The sequence below is a fragment of the Thermopirellula anaerolimosa genome (genome assembly GCF_054657335.1).
Genome location: NZ_BAAHYX010000006.1, coordinates 1539113 through 1557485 on the forward strand (window position 1 = coordinate 1539113; position 18373 = coordinate 1557485).

The window sequence follows — 18373 nt, forward strand, 5'->3', positions numbered from 1 at the left end:
GCAATGCTGCGAGACGGGCACCTACGACGCGACAGGCTTGCCGCGGGATCGCAAGAACCCGACCGTCAGAAAAATCGCCGTTAACGGAAAAACGCCGTAGAAGACGGCGTGGCGGAACGGTTCGAACCACGGAGAATGCGTAACCGCCAGCGCCAGATTCGCCGTGTAGATCAGGTAATAGGCGAACAGCAAGGCCCCCTCGGTCCGCGTGACCATGCGCCGGGTGAAAAAGATCGGCAGACAGGCGACGGCCACGCCGATCATCACGGGCAAATCGGTGTGCAGGGCTTCCGCCGCAACCGCCATGCCGTTTTTCGCCGCGAGGGTTCCCAACCCCAACACGATCAAGATGTTGAAGATATTGCTGCCGACAACATTGCCGATGGCGATGTCGCGGCGTCCCCTCAGGCCCGCCATGATCGAGGTCGCGGCCTCGGGCAACGACGTGGCGGCGGCCACCAGGGTGACGGCGATGACCAGTTCGCTGACGCCCCAGCCACGCGCCAATGCGACCGCGCCGTCCACGAACAACTTGGCCCCCAGCATCAGGATGCCGACGCCCAGGATGACCAAGATCGTATATCCCGAGAGCGCCGCCGCGCCGCTCCATCGGGGTGAGGGCGTTCCCCCAGGCGAAGATTCGGCGGGAGGCGATTCTTGCCGAAGATCGGAACCGCCGCCTTCCGCACGATTTCGCGACTCACGCCCCTCGCGTCGAGCCAGGATGATCGACATCGCCAGGTAAACCGCCATCAGCAGCAAAAGAAAGCCGCCTTCGAGGTGCGTGATCACGCCGTCTCGAGCGATGAAGTAGGTCAAAATCGACAGCCCGACCATGATTGGGACGTCGCGCTGAAGCAGTTGGGGCGATACGATCAAGGGAGCGGCTAGGGCGGACAGTCCCAGCACGAACAGGATGTTGAAGATGTTGCTTCCGACAACGTTGCCGAAGGCCACGTCGGCATAGCCCGAATAGGCGGCATTGACGGAAACGGCGACTTCCGGAGCGCTGGTGGCGAAGGAAACCACCGTCAGGCCGATGATGAGTTCGGACATGCCCAGGCGTTTGGCGAGTCCGACGGCGCCGCGGACCAACACCTCGCCGCCCAGCGTCAAACATACGAATCCGCCCGCGATGAGAAGGATTTGCTGCATCATAAAGTCTCGCCTGGCAAGGGGGATTTCTTGGGTGATTGGTCTGCCGGACCTTCCGCCGAACGGCGTTCGACGGCCGCAAGCGTAGTCGCCGTCGAGTTCGCCCCGACTTGACGATCGGCGTCGCCTCGAAACGCGAATCGGATCATGGTATGCGGGCGACGGAAGGTTCGGCAACGGGTGGCCGACTTCGTCGAAACGCATCCGCCATCCTATAGCCCCACCAGACGCGAATACCAGGAACGGGCCAGGGCGGGGTCCTTGGTGCCCCGAACGATGGCTCGACCGTCGGAAAACAACGTCAACTCGCACTCGGGCGTCTTGATTCGCGCATAGCCCTCCCCCAAGGAAACCTCCCCCAACCCCTTCCAGCGATCCGCCATTTCGGCCGGATCGAGTTGCGTTTCCGGCGGCGCGACCTGCACGGCATTGCTTCCGCACAGCGTTACGGCGGGCGCCTGGCGACCGGCTTGCAGGAAGGCGAACTCGCGGCGACCGCATACCCGGCACGGGTTTTCGCCCACGACTCGCTCGGCGGCGATCTTTCGCGCGCGACCTTGCCACAACTCGAATACCATTAGCCCGCGGGTTACTTCATGATGTTTGCCCGCCAAAATCTTCATGGCTTCGCAGACCTGCCAGGAAGCGACCACGCCGACGGCAGGCCCGAGAACCCCCGCCGTCTCGCACGTCGGGAGTGTGCCCGGGGGAGGACACTCGGGCACGACGCACGCCAGACAAGCGGTTTCTCCCGGCAAAACGGTCATCACCCGGCCTTCCGCTTCCAGGCAACCCCCGTAAATCCAAGGAATGCCTTCCCGCACGCAATAGTCGTTGATGAGAAAGCGGGTCTCGAAATTGTCAGTCCCGTCCAACACGACGTCGGCACCCTGCAATAACCGCGACACGTTCCTCGCAGAGAGGTCGACCGTGACAGGCTCGATCTCCACTTGAGAGTTGACGGCACGGAGTTTCTCGGCGGCGGCCGCGGCCTTGGGGCGGGCTTGCCGGGCGTCCTCCTCGTCGAACAAGACCTGACGATGCAAATTCGACCAATCCACCAAATCCCGATCGATGATGCGGACGCGCCCCACTCCCGCGCGAACCAGCCAATTGGCCGCGGTCGTACCCAAGGCCCCGCAACCGCAAATCACCGCCAAACCTCGCGACAGCCTCGCTTGTCCCTCGATTCCCAACGACGCAAAGCGAGTTTGACGGACGTAGCGGGCGTCGAAAGCCGGTGTGCTCATACGATCCTCCCAACCGCATCCGCGAGCCGGATCTCACTTGTTACCGAAAGCCGAAAGACCTCGCCGGGAAAACCTTTAGGATGATACGCATGGCGGTCCCGCAGCGGTCGCCTCCCTCCGGAGGCATCGCCGAAAATATCTCGCTTACTCCTTCCGCTTACTCCGTGCGTTCAGCCGACGATTTGGCTCGCGTCCGGGGCTTCAACAACGGCGCCAAATACGAGGCCGTCACGGATTCCGGGCAGCGGAGCACCTCTTCCGGCGTCCCGGCGGCGACGACTTGACCGCCGGCGTCCCCCGCCCCGGGGCCTAAGTCGATCAAGTAATCGGCGGCGGCGAGTATGCTCAAATGATGTTCCACCACGATCAGCGAATGCCCGACGTTCAACAGCGACTCGAAATTATCCAGAAGCAGGGTTACGTCGGCGTCGTGCAGGCCGGTGCTTGGTTCCTCCAACAGGAACAGCGTGCGACTTCGCTTGCCCGCTGAAAGGTGCGCGGCCAAACGCAACCGTTGCGATTCGCCGCCGGATAAGGTCTGCGCGGCTTGACCCAAACGGAGATAGTCCAGCCCTACTTCGATCAACCGCTTCAGTTTGGCTTGGACCTTGGGGTAACCGCGGAAGAAAGCGAAGGCCTCGCGGACCGTCATCTCCAGGACGTCAGCCGGGTTTTTTCCTCGATGGAAAACGTCGAGAATTTCCTCGCGAAAACGGCGACCTCGGCAGCGGGGGCAGGTGATGCGCACGTCGGCCAGGAACTGCATATCGATTTCCAGATAGCCTTCGCCGCCGCACTCCTCGCACGCGCCTTCGTCGGAATTGAAGCTGAAGTGCCGCGGTCCCATACCTCGGGTGCGCGCATCGGCCGACTCGGCGAAGACCCGACGGATGTCGTCCCAGATCTTGAGAAACGTAGCCACGCATGACCGCGAGGTATGACCCACCGAAGACTGGTCCACGAGAACTACATCCGCGATTTGACCTTCGCCCAAGAGATCGTCGTAGGGCAGGGGCGGATCGACATTCTTGCGAAAGCGGCGGCACAAGGCGGGATAGAGCGTTTGCTGAACCAGTGAACTCTTGCCCGCTCCACTCACGCCGCTGACCACGCAGAGCACGCCCAGGGGGAATTCCACCGTGATGTTTTTCAGATTGTGGCCCTTCGCCCCGCACAAGCGAATCCACCCGTCGGCATGCCGGCGCCGCGGCAGTTGATCGCGATATCCGCGTCTTCGCCCCAGATGGTCGGCGGTCAGCGTGGAGGCGGCGGTCAATGCGTCGGGAGGGCCTTGAAAAACGACCTGCCCGCCGCGTTCACCCGCCCCCGGCCCCAACTCGATCACCTGATCGGCATTTCGCAGGAAGGCTTCTTCGTGCTCAACGACCAAGACCGTGTTGCCGCGGTCGCGGAGGGCGGCAACGGCATGCACCAGCCCGGCCACGTCGCGGGGGTGCAATCCCGCCGAAGGCTCATCCAGCACGTACACCATATTGACCAGCGACGACCCCAGCGTTCCGGCCAAGAGGACGCGGCGCAACTCCCCGCCGCTCAGGGTCTTGATCGGACGGTCCAACGACAGGTAGCCCAACCCTACCTGATCCAGATAGGTAAGCCTGCCGATCAGTTGCTCCAACACGGTACGCGCGACGCGACGCGCCTCCGGCACGACCTCCAAGCCGCGTATGCGAGTCAACGCCTGAGCAACCTGCAAGCGGCAGAGTTCGGCAATATTGGGGCCCGCAACCGTCGCGGCAAACGACGATTCGGCGACTGCGGCGGGCGAATCTTCGTCCGTTGTTCCCGGAGGAAGCGGCAATCGCACTGCCAGCGCCTCTCGCCGCAGGCGCGCCCCACGACAGTCCGGACAAATGTTTTGCGCACGACACCGCATCAAAACGCCGCGGACATCCGCGCGATAGCGTTTCTTTTCCAGGTCGCGCAAATAGCCGCGAATGCCGACAAAGCCCGACTCCGCATCTCCGTCCAAAAGGCGTTGCATTTGTTCTTCGGTGAACTGCGCGACGGGCACGTCGAGCGGCAGGCCGGCGTCGGCAGCCGATCGTAACATGCGGTCGCGGTACTCGTTGCGTCCTTGGCCCTCCCACACCGCCACGGCACCTTGCGCCAACGATTTGCCGCGATCCGGAACGACGCGGTCGAGATCCACGTCCGTCACGGTACCGAAACCTTCGCAAGTGGGACAGGCACCATGCGAAGAATTGAAATTGAATAGGCGAGGCTCCGGGGCCGAGTACACCGCTTGGCACGCCGCACAGATCCAACGATCGCGAAAAGCCATCCGAATGCAGGAAACGCCGTCCACCACCACACGCGGAAACGCCGCCGAATGGAGCCGGTCCTCGTTACATCCTCCGTCATTGGCACCGCGGCCCTCGGGATAACCCGCCGACGGATGGGAAGAGTCGGTCGGCCCACGACGGGCTTCACCGCCGTCTTCTTCGCCCTCTTGAGCCAAGACCACGCACACGCCCTCTCCCGCCCGAAAAGCCGATTCCAACGACTCCAGTACGCGAATCGCGTCGGTTCGTCCCCAAATGATGCGATCCAAAAGGACCAGGACCTCGTTGTCCTCGGACTGCGATCCGAGAATATCGGACGTCGCTTCGTCCAGGCCGCAGGACCGACCGCCGACGATCATCCGCGTGTACCCTTCCGCGCGGAGTTCCTCGAGCAGGCCCGTCGCATCGTCCTGCCCGTTCCGCAGGGCGGCGGGAAAAGCCAACATCATGCGGGTCCCGCTTGGAAAGGTTTCCAATAATCGCAGAATCGTCCGCGGCGTGTGCTGCTCGACGGGACGACCGCATTCGAGGCAAACGACGCGACCGAGCGAGGCGTACAGCAGACGCAAATAGTCGTAGATTTCGGTCACCGTGGCTACGGTGGCTCGCTGCGATTTGGGACTTTGCCACGCCGTGACCGCGACGGCGGGAGATATGCCTTCGATTCGATCGGCGTCGGCGCGCGGGAGATTGTCCAGGAACTGCCGCGTGTGCGCGGAAAAACTTTCGAGATAACGGCGGCGGCCTTCGTTGTAAACGGTATCCACCGCGAGCGAGGTCTTGCCGCTGCCGCTCGGTCCGCACAGAACCACGAGTCGCTTCTTGGGGATATCGACGTCGATATTCTTCAGATTGTGCACCCGTACTCCGCGGAGTACGATATTTCCGGCTGAACTCATCTACATGAACCCCGAGGGCGGTTACCGGGGACGCGAAAAACCTTTAGTCTATGCCGCCGCATCGAGGCCTGTAAAGCGCACGAAGACCGCCGCGAGCGGTGACCGCATCGGTTCTGCACTTTCATTGCCTGCGGTGAGCGACCGCGCGACGATTCCACGCAAATTGGCGAGGCGAATCACCCCGACTATGATGGAATTGCCGTCCTCAAGAGTGTGGGGAGCGACGCGTGTCGCTCGTTCTGCGACACTCTTGGCAACCCAGAGCGAAAGGTCCGGGGATGACTTTGTACCGTTCCTTGCGAAATCCGGTTTTGGTCGCCGTTTTGGCGACGACTTTCGCGGCCCCGTTCGGCGGAACGCAGGCCGCGCCGCCCTCCGGCGGGTGGCAATTGACGTGGAGCGACGAATTCGAGGGCGATCGGATCGACCGCTCCAAATGGGATTACGATCTGGGAAACGGCTTCTACGACTACGACGCCAATCAGTGGATCGCGGGTTGGGGGAATGGAGAACTGCAATACTACACGCGGGAACCGGAAAACGCCTTCGTCCAGGACGGCTTGTTGCACATTCGTGCGATCAAGGAGTCGCTGAACGGTTGCGGCTACACTTCGGCCCGGCTGAAATCACGAAAACGCGACGGCAGCCCGTTGTTTTGCACCCGCTACGGTCGGATCGAGTTTCGAGCCAAACTGCCGACGGGTCGCGGCGTCTGGCCCGCCCTGTGGATGATGCCGCAGGAAGACAAGTACGGTTCTTGGCCGGCCTCGGGCGAGATCGACATCATGGAAGCCCGAGGACAAGAACCGAACAAGGTGCTGGGAACGCTGCACTACGGAGCGCGTTGGCCCGCGAATACTCATAGCAGCAGGGAATTCGTCTTTCCCGAAGGCCGCAGCATCGCCGAGTTTCACGTTTACGCCATCGAGTGGGAACCGGGTGAAATTCGCTGGTTCGTAGATGATCGGCAGTATGCGGTTCAGTCGTTCTGGTGGAGTTCCGGCAAGACGGACGGGGGACGCGGCGTCGCTCCGTCCAACGAATCGGAATTGAACCCTTGGCCCGCCCCGTTCGACCAGCCCTTTTATCTGATCATGAATCTCGCAATCGGCGGGGGATTCGTGGGCAATCCGGATCGCACGACACCTTTTCCGGTCGAGATGTTGGTGGACTACGTGCGTGTCTACCAGCGGAGCGGATCGTACGGCACAGCAAAACCGCGGGGAGAGGGTAAACTGCCCTTCGAACGATAGCCGCCAAACGACTTCGGACGACCGCGAGCCGACTTCGCTGCGAACCCTATTCCGGGGCGGTGGCTTACGGCGCGGGGGCGGGTGGGCGTCTCTCGAAATACCATAGCCAACCGCAGCGCTCGTAGCGGCGGTCGCGACTCTTCTCGATGACGGCCAGCGTGAGATCGAGCAGGGCCGCCCGTTGACCGGGCGTGGGACCGCCGGCTTGACCCGCCATCTCAGCCAGAAGAGTTTCGCGCTGCGCAATCGCCGCCCTCAAGTCGGCCTCTTCCTCCGCCGACAATTTCCGATACTTGACGACCTTGCGGTTGGCATCGCCCAAGAATAGGTCGGGCCAATGATCGCCGTTCCAATCCACAACCGCAGGCCGCGGCGACCAACCGGGAACGGGTTCCCAAAGCGGCGATCCCGGACGATGCGGCGTCCCGGCGGGGCTTTCCTCGGAGCACGGCGCGACCAAGGTCAAAGGCGGCGCCCAACCGGGCCGACCCTCGGATTTCAGGCCCCGGCACCAATAGACGGCCCCGCTGTGACTGCCCACGACCAAATCCAAACGGGAATCGCAATCCCAATCGGCGGCCACCACCGAGGCATCATGATCGACCATCAAGGCCGGTCCCCCGATCGAGATGAATTGAGGAGTCTCAAAAGCTTCCTTGGCACGCGCACCGCCGTTCCACGCGATCCAAACCTGCCCGCTTTCGTCGCCCAGCAAAAGATCAACGTCGTCATCTTGATCCAGGTCGGCCCCCCAAACCGAAGCGGCGTAGGCCAGTCGCAAGGGATCACCCTTGGCGTCGGCCAGGGGACGCGGGGGCGTCCACTCGCCCGCCTTGGGAGACGTCGCCAGCCAAATCTCTCCACGCCCGGTGAGGAGCAGGATATCAACGGTCCCGTTCCCATCCCAATCCAGAAACTGCGCGACCGTGACGCCTTGCGGTTGCAGGTCGGCCCACAGGCGGCAGGCCTCGAGGGGCGTCCCCGCGGCGGCCTTCCATCCCTCTGCGGTCTTCTGCACCAGATAGACTTCGCCGCAACCCGCGTTGACCCCGGCGGCGATCAGATCGTGAACTCCGTCGCGGTTCCAATCGACCACCAGAGGTTGCAAGCCCTCGGTCGTCACGGCGATGGGCGTGCCCGCGGCGAAGACTTGCACGGGCGATTGCAGGCCGGGATCGTAGTCGAAATCGGCGGCTTCCCCTCCAATACCCGTCGCCAAGACCGCATCCGCGGTTCGTTGCAGCACTTCGGCGGCGTCTTGAGCGACGTGCAGCGAGGTCCTCTCGTCGAGTGGGATGTCCGCAGGCAAGCCCAGCGGCGACCGTCCCGAGACCGACGCGTACACGAGGCAGGCCGTCAAGTAGTCGGTCAACAGCGTGGCCCGGTCGGGTGAGAGATCGGGCTGCCACGGGCGTCCCGCCCCCTGAGCCTGGGCCTGCTTCAGTGCCGTGACCAGAGGGATGAAACTCGTCGGGGTCCCCCGTGCCGCGGCCTCCGCCGCCAAGCGTCGCTCGCGATAAAGAGGCTCGTTGAGCAGCGGCGACGGCGAAAGGACAAATCGCACCGGCAGCCATTCACTCAAAGTCGCCAGGTCATTTGCCACTTGATTCGGCGTCCTTTGCACGACCAATCGCAGCGGATGATCGAAGATGACCAGCGCGTCGTTCGGACCGGCGTCCTCGGTTTTTGCACCCTCGGCCGCTTCCAGCAACGTTTTCCCCTTGAGGGGAATCTCCAGCAATTGCGTCACCTCGCCCCGGGCCGCGAAAAAGGCTTGCAAAATCTTGGACACGCCCCCGGCGGAAAACGTGTTGTCGCCGAGCAAGAATACGCGGCGCGGCGGAGATGCCGCCGCCCCTTCCTGCGGAGCGGCGGTCGCGGGAGCTTCGATCGCCGGCGCCGGACATTCCCAAGCGACGATCAAGGACAACGCCCATGCGAGCGCACACGAAAGAATCCGCGGGCGGCGAGCATGGAAACGTGTCAGAATCCAAGACGCCGCTGCGCCGTGGCATGTTTTCCGTCGGGTGGGACCTCCGCGCAGACGCATGCTGTTTCCTGTTTCAGGAATTGCGATAAGACGAGCAAAAAACCAAGCCGATCACCTGACTCAGCAGCCCTGACGCCGTCGCACGCGCGCCCCAATGTCATTGGTTCCATGTTGGGCAGCATCGGCAATGATGTCAAGCAAGAGGCGCGAGCAAACGGGAATCGCCCCCTTTGCCGCGGATGCGACGGTGGTAGTGCGGTCACTCGCGAAAAAAGCCGGCGATCGGCGGCGACTTCAATCGTTCGTCTTGCGGTGAGGCGGCACCGCCGACACTCGTCCCACGCCGACCGCTACGGCGGGCAAGGTGGTTGCGGTGGAGTCGGGCTGCAAATTGAAAATGGTAAAGCCGTCCGCTCCCAGTTCCCTCGCCAACACGATCTGACCGACCACCCGATCCTCGCTGGGCATTTGCCAAGCCCCGATGCCGGGATAAAGCGGAATCCGTTTCTTCGGCAAGCTTCTTTGGCGTTGCACCAGCGACACGAACCGGGAATCGTCGTTCGTGTAGTCCATGGGACAAACGAAATCCAGGTAGCCCGCATCGATCCATGACACCCAATCCTGCCCCACGGAATCCCGGCAGGCCGGATAGTCGCCGAAAACCGCGGCGGAAATCTCGATCTTGGGACGCAGTCTCTTGGCCTCGCTCGATACGGCGGCGACCAGTCGCGTAATCTGTTCCCGGCGCCACTGGCGGTACCTCTCCTTCCAGGGTCCGGAGTAGCAGTCTTGCGGCCAATGTTCGACCTTCACCCCCGTCTCCGCCTGGAAGCGTTGCCGACAACCGTCGCAGTAGCAACCGTTCGGCCCGGGATAGCGTATGTAATCGAAGTGCAGGCCGTCCACGGGATACTTCTTTGCCACCTCGAGCATCGACTCCAATTCCAAACGCTGGTTCTCCGGGTGAGAGGGGCATAGCCAACCGATGGGATTGCCGTCGGGATCGACCTGCGTCCGCCCGGCCTCACGCATGGCCGTCGCGAACGACTTGGGGGCGGTGCTCAGATTGAAATTGACCTTCCACACGTGGACTTCAATCCCGTGGGCATGGCACGCCCGAACGCACTGTTCGATCTGGTCGCCGTATTGCTCGAAGGTACTACTCCGCGGCAAGAGGTCGCTGGGATAGTGAGCCAATCCGCCCCAGAGCATATTGGGCAGAACCATATTGAATCCGGACGCCTTCAGTTCCTTGGCCGTGCGCTCCCAATCGCCGGGGTACGCCCCCAAGCCGGAATGGTTCCAGTACGCACGACCTTCGACGGTGGGACTGTCCTGGGCGGCAAGGTAGGCCGCTGTCAATCGCTCCCGGGCGTCGCGGACCATCGCCAATCGCGGTTGCGAAGGCGGGGCCTTTTGAGCGGTCGCCAGGAGTTCCCGGCCCTGCTTGAGAGCCTCTCGGGCCGAGGCGTCGGCGGGGGAATGCCGCGCCACCCAATCCTCCAGGGCGGAAATGCCGTCCAAATGCCCGATCTTTCCCGCCTGATCCACGGCGGCTTGCAGTATCACTTCACGCAGTTCCGGGCGCAGATATTCCAATACCGCGGCCAACATCATCTGCTTGGAGGCCGCGTCGGAACTTAAAAGAATGTGGCTAAAGAATGCGCCCCGCGGCGAGACGGTCAACGCGGCGCGGTCGACGGCGTTTCCTTCGCGGTCGTACCACCAGCCAATGACCCGGGCATCGGCGGTCGCCGGTCGCACGTCCGTGATGTTCCACGAGGACTGTCGGACTGTTCGAGGCAAGTCGGGAAGAGTCGAAGTTTCGAAGCGGATTTCGGCGAATCGCCCCTCCTCCCGCTGGGCCTCGTATCGCGCGCCGCCGATTCCCAAATGCCTATAAATCGCGTTGGGGGCTTGATAAAAGAAAAATCCTTTGCTTCCCTGCCGCATCGCGGACAGCAAAGCTTCGGTCGTTTGCTCGTTCAGGAACGGATGGTACGGCACGATGATCAACGGATGGGCGGCCAAAACGCCCTCGTCAAAAGCGTCGTCTTCCAGCCGATCGGCTCCCAACCCCAAGGCGTCCAGAAAATCGGCCACGCGATTCGCCGTCTCTTCCGCAGTGCGGAACTCGGATTTCGTCCCGTACAGTTTGCGCGACGGCACCACCAGCGCGATATCGTGGCGTCGCACCGTCAACGAAAACAACCGGACCGCGGCGTCCACATCCTTTCCTCGCCAGAAGGCGACGCGGATCCCATCCACCTTGCCCCATCCGGCGGGGTTGCCTTCGGTGCGAAATTGCGACTTCGGATATCGCAGAACACTCCGCCCCGATTCCGAAACACGACCCGATCCGGCATACCAGCCTTCGCCGCTGCGAAAGTAAAGCGAGACCGACTCCACGGCCTCGGGGTGATCGACGGCCAATTCCAGCAGAAAAACGCCCGCCGCCGAGAGATCGAGCGGTACGACCCGATCGTGAACGCTCCTCGCCCGTTGCGTGTCCGCGGCGAAGGGAAGCTTGATTTCCAGGCACGGACTGCCGTCCGCCACCGCTCGGCGGACCGGTTGCGAGCGTTCATCCGGTTTCCACGCGGCTTGAGCTTCGGAATCCCCGCCGTAGGAAAAAGTCTCCACGACTTCGTCCTGGAACCCGCCCGGCGATCGGCCAAGTTCCACGGCCTCGGTAGGGCGAGTCACCCGGGTCGTCGTCGTGAACACCGCTAAAAGGGCAATCAGGCTCGCCGTCCTCGAACACCGCTCGCCAAGAATTGACCACGCTTGCCCCAACGGGCCGTGTCTTCGGTTGCGGACCATGGTCGCGGCCTCCCTTCATGGATGATTATTGCCGTCCGCGAGCGGTTTCGTTGTCATGCGAAATCCGTCGCGGCCGAAGCATTCCGCAAGGATACTCAGACGGAAAACTCTTCGATCAGGGAACGTAATTCGTCTTTCACAACCGGCATTCCGCCGGCGCGCGAAGCGATCAGCGCCCCCACGCGATTGGCGAATTGGGCTTGCTGATGGAGCGGGCGCCCGCGGAGTCGGGCGAAGACCCAAGCCGCCGTAAAGGCGTCGCCCGCCCCCACCGTATCCACCACCTCGACGGCCACACCCGGTTCGTCGGCGATTTGATCTCCCTCGACCAGCAAGCAACCGTTGGCTCCCCGAGTGATGCACACAGCGTCAACGTCGTAGCGATCTCGCAGGCGGGCGGCGAACTCGCGAGGATAGCAAGGGCCCAATTCCAGCAATTCCGTCAGGGCGGCCTCTTCCTCCTCGTTCAGTTTCACGACGTGGCAGAGACGCAGCGACTCTTCGATCGTGGGGCGGTCGAAATAGTCCTGACGCAAATTGATGTCATACACCACCAAGGCGCGATCGTTAACGGAGGCGAGGAAGCGCCGAATGGTTTTGCGCGAGGTCGGCGAGCGTTGGGCCAGCGTGCCGAAGCAAACGGCGGCGGCGTTTTCGCTCACCGACTGCCACTGCGGAGTCCATTCCATGAAATCCCAGGCCGCGTCGGGGCGAATCGTGAATCGCGGCTGATCCGGTTGCGAAGTATCGACCTCGACGGTCCCGGTCGGGTGGACCGCGTCCTGCTGAATGAAATCCGTGACGACGCCGCCCGCGCGGAGCAAGGCCGAAAGTTCGTCGCCGCGACGATCGGTGCCGACCCGAGACAGCACTGCGGCTTGACACCCAAGCTGGGCCGCATGAAATGCGAAGTTGGCCGGGGCGCCGCCCGGCAATTCCCGATCCGGGAAGCAATCCCAGAGCACCTCCCCCAGGCCCAACACCCATGTTTCGTCGCTCACCGGCAGCCCTCCCTGTTCTGTGATTCCCATGCCGTCCATCGACCGAGCACCCCGGCGCCCCCCGAGCGTGCCGGTGTGCGTACTCACGAACTCGGATCGCGGCGGTTCGCCCCCAATCCCGGTCGGTTGGTCGCGCGGCAACACGACCCCGACGAGGCCGCAACCGCACCTTTGCGAAGTCTCAGACCGCCGTCCCGGGACAAGCTACTGCTGCTTGGGCGACTCCAACAATCCGCGGTTCTTCATCCATTCAATGCAGGCGGTAGGCCACAATTCCGTACCCGGCACCCCTTGCGCCAAGCCCAACCCGTGCTTGCCTTTCTCGAAGACGTGAAGCTCTCCCGGCACGCCCGCCCGGCGGAGCGCTAGATAGAACTGCACGCTGTTTTCCGGCGGCACGCCCGTATCTTCGTTGGTCGTCCACAGAAAGGTCGGCGGCGTTTCCGGCGTGACCTGTTTCTCGCTGGACATCGAGCGGACCAAATCGGGGTCGGGATTGTCGCCTAGCAGATTCCGCTGCGATCCCCGATGCGTCTCCTTTTCGTCGAACATGATGACCGGATAGCACAGGACGGCGAAGTCCGGTCGGCAACTGACCCGATCGACGGGATCAGCGGCGTTGGGATCGCCGGCGTCGAAATGAGTCGCCGCCGTCGAGGCCAGGTGCCCTCCCGCCGAAAAACCCAGCACTCCGATCCGGTCCGGCAGCACGCCCAATTGATCGGCGTGAGCACGAACCCAGCGAATCGCCCGTTGCACGTCCAGCATCGGGGCCGGATGCATGTAGCCCTTGTTCCGGTGACGATAGTCCAGAATGAAGCCGGCCACGCCGTGCGAATTCAACCACTGGGCGATTTGATGGCCCTCGTGATCCATGGCCAAGAATCCGTAACCGCCGCCCGGGCAAATCACCACGCCGCAACCGACCGCCTTGTCCTTTTCCGGCAAATAGATGATCAACCCCGGTTTGTCCTGTGGTTGATCGCCTTTGGCCAAGGGCGCCCCCTCCGGCCACAGTAGCTCCGTGGCAGGCTCCGCGGCGGACACCACATCGCACACGGTCACACATACCGAAATGCCGAGGATCAACAGGCCGATGACCATCACCGGCACGATCGACCGATCCGACAACAACGTACTCCAGCGGCGTCTTTGCATCGTGGTCTTTCCTCCCAAGTCCCAAAATTTCGAACGTGTCGGCCGAACGGCATTGGCCGGCCAATTTGGCACTGCCCCTCCTCAATTGGAAGTGAGTTTATCCCTTCGCACGAGGAAAAGCAAAGGAGAGGGCGACCTATTCTCCGGCATGGGCCGGGCAATCCATCGCGTCCGCGCGGCGCGAAATGGCTTGGGCAGATTGGAAAGATTCTCCGGATTCTTGTCGATCACCGCCGCTCTTTTCCGCCGCTCGATGGCGCCAAAGCAGCGGGTAATCGTGGGCCATCCCTCGCGGTTTGACGCTCGAGGACCAACCTCCACGACCGTCGCATTCCGGATAATCCTTAAACTTTACGCCATTTACTTCCGATAAACCGGGACGCGTGAGTCTTTACGAATGAAAACGGGTTTCTTGCGTCCGGGGTTGGGCATCGCCTCGTCCCCGATTCCCCACTTTCGGAAAATATCCCAAATCACCAGGCCCCATGAGCGATCCCTCGGCTGAACGTCCTTCTTCGACGCTTGGCGACCTTCGACCATCCTCGGAGGCGGAGGCGGCCGACTTCGTCGAGGCAAGCCGCATAGCCGAGCCGAAGGAATCGGGATCGGGAATCGAGGCCCGTTTGGACTCCCCCCACGCCCCCCGCAAACTCCCCACGCCGCACGGTCCCGGTGGGGCGCTCGGCCCAAAGCCCGACAAAGACCCCGCAGAGCCTTCCCCGACCGCGTCCGCCGATGATGAATGGGATGTTGCGACATCGGACACCGCGCCGCTGCCCGAGAAATGGCGTCGCCACGCCCGCGAGTTGGCGGAATACCTCAGGCGGCGCCAACGCGACTTGGACGAGCGCGAAGCCCGACTGAACTCCGACGTCGCCAAACTGGAGCATGAGGATCGACTGCTCCGCCTGCTTTGGTCTCAACGGATCGAGGAGTGGGAGGAGAAGCGACTCGAATTCGCCCGTCGCGAAGCGGAACTGGACCACCGGGAATCGACCCTGCGTCGCCGGGAGGAGGAACTCGAGAACCAAGCGGCGGCACTTCGGATCCGTGAGGAGGTATTGGATCAGCGCGAGTATCAGATCGGCCTCGGGGAGTTCGATCTGGCCGCCCGGCGTCGCGAATGGGAATCGCGCGTTCGGGCGTTCGAGGAACATAGCCGAGATTTGGAGGCCTTGGCCGTCGTCTTAGTTTCCCCCGAGCCTTCCGCACCGACCATTTCCGAAATCTCGCCGCAGGCGGCGAGCCGCGCCGCGGACGAAGAGCACGCAAGTCGCGAGACGACGGCGGCAGGGGATTTCGGTCCGGAGGCCGCGCAGACTTCTTCCGCGCCGGAATGGAGCACGGACGACGACTTGCGCCATCGAGAGAGATCGTTGGCCGAGGTCGAAGCCCAGGCCAATCACTTGCGGCATCGCGCAGAGGACCTGCTCCGCGTCCTGGAAGAAGATCGCGACAAACTCCGGCAGGAGGCCCGAGACTTGCGAAACCGCTGGGCGACGCTGGAGCGCCAACTCCTAGCCGACTGGACCGCGCGCAACCGCGTCCTCCTCGAACGCGAGCAAGCGCTTCGCACGGCGGCGGCGAAAAACCAGGCCGTCCTGGAAGCGGCCGATTCGCTCCACAGACGGGCGCTGGAGCATCGCGCGGCGGCGGAGGAACTGTTGGTTCGACTCTCGGGACGTGCCTCCCAAGTGGTGCTCCGCAAGAGGTTATCGCAATTGCGTCGGGCCTTGAAGGCGGCCTACCAAGAACGAGCGGACGCGGCCGAGAATAAGCTCGCCGAGTGCCGCCGCATCCAACAGGAAACCGCGGCACTGCAAGAGGCCGTCGCGAAGGAATGGCAACGGCACGACGCAGCCTTGACGGAGCGTCGCCAAGAACTGCTGGAACAGGCCCGCGAACTAGCCCGGCGCGAAGAGGAACTCCGCTTGGCCGAGCGCGATCGTCTATTGGAAGTGCGAAAAGCCGAAACCGTCGAATTGCGGCTTCTCACCGAAATCCACCGCCTCCGGGAACGCCTCCGGGAAACCGGCGATCCGGCGTGAACCAACCGTTCGACTCATCGTTCCCGCCTATCCACTCCGCTGGCAGGCCGTCTTCGGCCCAACCGATTCGCTATTTGCCTGCCTTTGGTGTCGGCCACCTGAAAGCAACTGTTTTAGGATTGATGAACGCAATCTCCAGCGTAACTTCATCTCCCGGCTTCTTGTCGGGCGGCACGTCATTCGAATTTTGAATCGGCCCTTTCCGCTCGTCTTCGGTCAGATTGGCGTTCCAACCGCCTTTTTTCGTCTTTTCCTCCAGAAGGACGGCTTGGACGCGCTCGCCCACCTTATACTGTCTTTGATGCACCGGTTTCGCTTCTCGGCGTGCCGTGGTCGACCGCCCGCCTGGGGTTTTGCCGGCCTCAACCAATCGCCCATAGCCGCTGGTCGTTTTCCCGCCGATGCCCCAGTTTTTCAAGGCATCGCTCAGCAACTCTAAAGCGGCCTCCAGCCATGGGCGCGCGGCATCGGCAGCGGGACCGCGCCAGGAGAGCATCACGCAAAATCGCCCCGTCACGGAAAGAAACGGTACCGGCGTGGGACTGTCGAAATCCGTCGGCGACTCCGAACCTTCGAGCCATTCCAGGTGGTGCGGGGTCATCACGTCCAGACGCAACGGCTGGTCGTTGGACTGGGGTACGTACCACGCATCGTGAAAGACGATGCAACCGCCGTCGTCCGTCGTACCGAACAAGAGGCGATGGTAGTTGGGTTCAGGCGCCGGACCCTTCCCGCTCAGGTAGTGGCGGTAAGCCAGATCCTCTTCCTCGGTCGGTTTCCTGAAGCGGCGATCGCCCTTGCTCCAAACTTGATCGCAGTAATGGGCGGCCAATCCTTTCAATGCCGAACCGGGGATCATCGGCATGCCGTAGGTGTGGTGCAGCGTGATACCGGTTTCCAACACGTTCTCCGAGCCAAGCCCCACGATCAACCGGCCGTCAGTCTCGAATTCCTTCGCCACGTTCCCCGCGGGAAGAGAATTTCGCCACCGCCGGAACGCAGACGAATAGATCGAGTTGGGATCTTCGCTCTGAGAGCCGGCCGCGCAGATGGCGGCACTTAGTAGGTCACGCTTCTCGGCAGGATTGCCTTTCTTACCTGCCGCCGTTTCCGCCAGGTAGCGATGGAGCAGCAAACCGGCATGTTCGCCGCGTGCGGATCGGCGATCCTTCAACGCTTGAATGGCCGCTCGCATATTCAATCCTCCCCCAAAGCCTCGGCGTACCGTTTCAGCCACGAGGCGGCAGTTAAAGCGTCGCGACTGAGCCTCAGGTACTGCACTAACGGTCGGCTCCGCGCGAACCGGTCCAAATCGCCAACACTTCTGATTTCCGCGTGGCCGGCCGTATGCAGCACCGAGGCCAGGTCTTCCAGATAATCGGAGAATTCCTTGGCCATCCCAAAGGCCACGGCCTGCGCCAAACCGCAAGTGTGGATCAACGCGGGAAACCTCTTCGCCCGGGCAACGTATTCCTTATTCGGCGTTCCACGGGCCGCGATTCGCGAATAGGCCGTTTGCGCAATTCTTTGACTTCGCGTAATTGGATTCATGTCGTCACCTCCGAGTAGACGCAGCGAACCTGTCCACGCCCCACGGTGGCTTTGCCGCCGATTTGAAGCAGCAGCGGCTCGGACGCGAACCGACTCAGCAAGTCCTCCGGACGGATGCGTTCATCCGCTTCACCGTTCGGCAAGAAAACCCGGTCGCATTGGATGACACCCATCAGAATGGACTCAGCCGGCAACGACTCTTCCGACCAAAGAGCACCCCCCTCCACGGTCTTGGTCTCGTCCTTAATGCGCACACGGGTGTGGATTTCGGTACCGGTCTCGCAAAGGTAATCGAACACGACGTCGGGTACGACGACGAATCGCCTTTGGAACTGCTCTTGCCACTGGGGGTCATCCGGAAACACCCAGCCTGCGATGCGGGACGCCCATTGCGAAGCGATGGGACACGGAGCGGCCGAAAAATCCATATCCTCCAAATAGATTCTGCCGTCCTCCGTAAGCGCGGTTTTCACGCCGTCACCCTCAGCGTGATGGGCCTCATCATCCGCCAAATCGTGCGGTGCTTCGGGCAGGCCGGCCACTCCGCTCAAATGCAAGACTCGTCGCAGCGTTTGCAAGGTGAGCGGCGACGTCGCCCAGGCGAAGGTACCACGAAAACTGCGAACGGGCAGGCATACCAGATGGGCATCCGCGGGAATCAGCGAACCGGCGTTGGCTTCGTTGTTCGCGCCGGCCGTGCCGAATGCCGCTCGCAGCATGGGGTCCGTCTTGCGGCCTTCCTCGGTCGCGCGGAAATAATCGGCCCATACTCCCTTGAGGGCGGACCCGCGAATCAGCGGTTTGCCGGTCACGGGGTCGCGGTCGATGGGCAGGTCGATGTATCCCAGCCCGCGCCCGACGCCCGTATGCGTGGGACTCAGACAGTGCAACCAGTAGAGTCGAGTAAAACGGGAACTTGTCGCGTGCATGTTGATCATCCTC

The 18373-nt window shown here is 62.6% G+C and carries 12 protein-coding genes; 2 read left to right on the forward strand and 10 right to left on the reverse strand.

Annotation, left to right across the window (positions count from 1 at the left end; genetic code table 11):
- Positions 1–21 precede the first annotated feature (21 nt).
- The 3 genes from ACYQ6J_RS11585 to uvrA all read right to left on the reverse strand — a co-directional run bounded on the left by ACYQ6J_RS11585 (position 22) and on the right by uvrA (position 5607).
- Complete coding sequence (locus tag ACYQ6J_RS11585; protein ID WP_460184350.1) at positions 22–1158, reverse strand: calcium/sodium antiporter; 1137 nt, start codon at positions 1156–1158, stop codon at positions 22–24.
- 209 nt (positions 1159–1367) lie between these two features.
- On the reverse strand, positions 1368–2405 hold the full coding sequence (locus ACYQ6J_RS11590) for a ThiF family adenylyltransferase (protein WP_460184351.1): 1038 nt from the start codon (positions 2403–2405) through the stop codon (positions 1368–1370).
- Positions 2406–2562: 157 nt separating this feature from the next.
- Positions 2563–5607, reverse strand: a complete 3045-nt coding sequence (gene uvrA, locus ACYQ6J_RS11595; RefSeq protein WP_460184352.1) for an excinuclease ABC subunit UvrA — start codon at positions 5605–5607, stop codon at positions 2563–2565.
- Between the two features lie 278 nt (positions 5608–5885).
- On the opposite strand from uvrA, the gene ACYQ6J_RS11600 reads away from it, so the two are divergent.
- Complete coding sequence (locus ACYQ6J_RS11600) at positions 5886–6860, forward strand: glycoside hydrolase family 16 protein (protein ID WP_460184353.1); 975 nt, start codon at positions 5886–5888, stop codon at positions 6858–6860.
- Between the two features lie 64 nt (positions 6861–6924).
- Here ACYQ6J_RS11600 and ACYQ6J_RS11605 read toward each other — a convergent pair whose 3' ends face one another.
- The 4 genes from ACYQ6J_RS11605 to ACYQ6J_RS11620 form a co-directional block, all read right to left on the reverse strand.
- Positions 6925–8910: an FG-GAP-like repeat-containing protein gene (locus tag ACYQ6J_RS11605; RefSeq protein ID WP_460184354.1), complete on the reverse strand. Its 1986-nt coding sequence runs from the start codon at positions 8908–8910 to the stop codon at positions 6925–6927.
- A gap of 234 nt (positions 8911–9144) precedes the next feature.
- Positions 9145–11556: a glycoside hydrolase family 10-like protein gene (locus ACYQ6J_RS11610; RefSeq protein ID WP_460184355.1), complete on the reverse strand. Its 2412-nt coding sequence runs from the start codon at positions 11554–11556 to the stop codon at positions 9145–9147.
- A gap of 212 nt (positions 11557–11768) precedes the next feature.
- Entirely contained in the window at positions 11769–12674 is a 906-nt protein-coding gene (locus ACYQ6J_RS11615; RefSeq protein ID WP_460184356.1) for a carbohydrate kinase family protein, read from the reverse strand.
- A 204-nt stretch (positions 12675–12878) separates the two neighbouring features.
- Complete coding sequence (locus ACYQ6J_RS11620) at positions 12879–13832, reverse strand: alpha/beta hydrolase (protein WP_460184357.1); 954 nt, start codon at positions 13830–13832, stop codon at positions 12879–12881.
- Between the two features lie 485 nt (positions 13833–14317).
- Between ACYQ6J_RS11620 and ACYQ6J_RS11625 the strand changes: the two genes are divergently transcribed.
- A complete protein-coding gene (locus tag ACYQ6J_RS11625) occupies positions 14318–15880 on the forward strand; it encodes a coiled-coil domain-containing protein (RefSeq protein ID WP_460184358.1) in 1563 nt (520 codons plus the stop codon).
- A 70-nt stretch (positions 15881–15950) separates the two neighbouring features.
- Here ACYQ6J_RS11625 and cmr6 read toward each other — a convergent pair whose 3' ends face one another.
- Genes cmr6 through cmr4 form a run of 3 tightly spaced genes read right to left on the reverse strand, consistent with a single transcriptional unit; the run spans position 15951 to position 18360 of the window.
- Complete coding sequence (gene cmr6, locus ACYQ6J_RS11630; protein WP_460184359.1) at positions 15951–17075, reverse strand: type III-B CRISPR module RAMP protein Cmr6; 1125 nt, start codon at positions 17073–17075, stop codon at positions 15951–15953.
- A gap of 2 nt (positions 17076–17077) precedes the next feature.
- Complete coding sequence (locus ACYQ6J_RS11635; RefSeq protein ID WP_460184360.1) at positions 17078–17431, reverse strand: type III-B CRISPR module-associated protein Cmr5; 354 nt, start codon at positions 17429–17431, stop codon at positions 17078–17080.
- The gene (cmr4, locus tag ACYQ6J_RS11640) at positions 17428–18360 is read right to left on the reverse strand and encodes a type III-B CRISPR module RAMP protein Cmr4 (RefSeq protein WP_460184361.1); all 933 of its coding nucleotides are present in this window, start codon (positions 18358–18360) and stop codon (positions 17428–17430) included. The genes ACYQ6J_RS11635 and cmr4 overlap by 4 nt, the downstream gene beginning before the upstream one ends.
- Positions 18361–18373 lie beyond the last annotated feature (13 nt).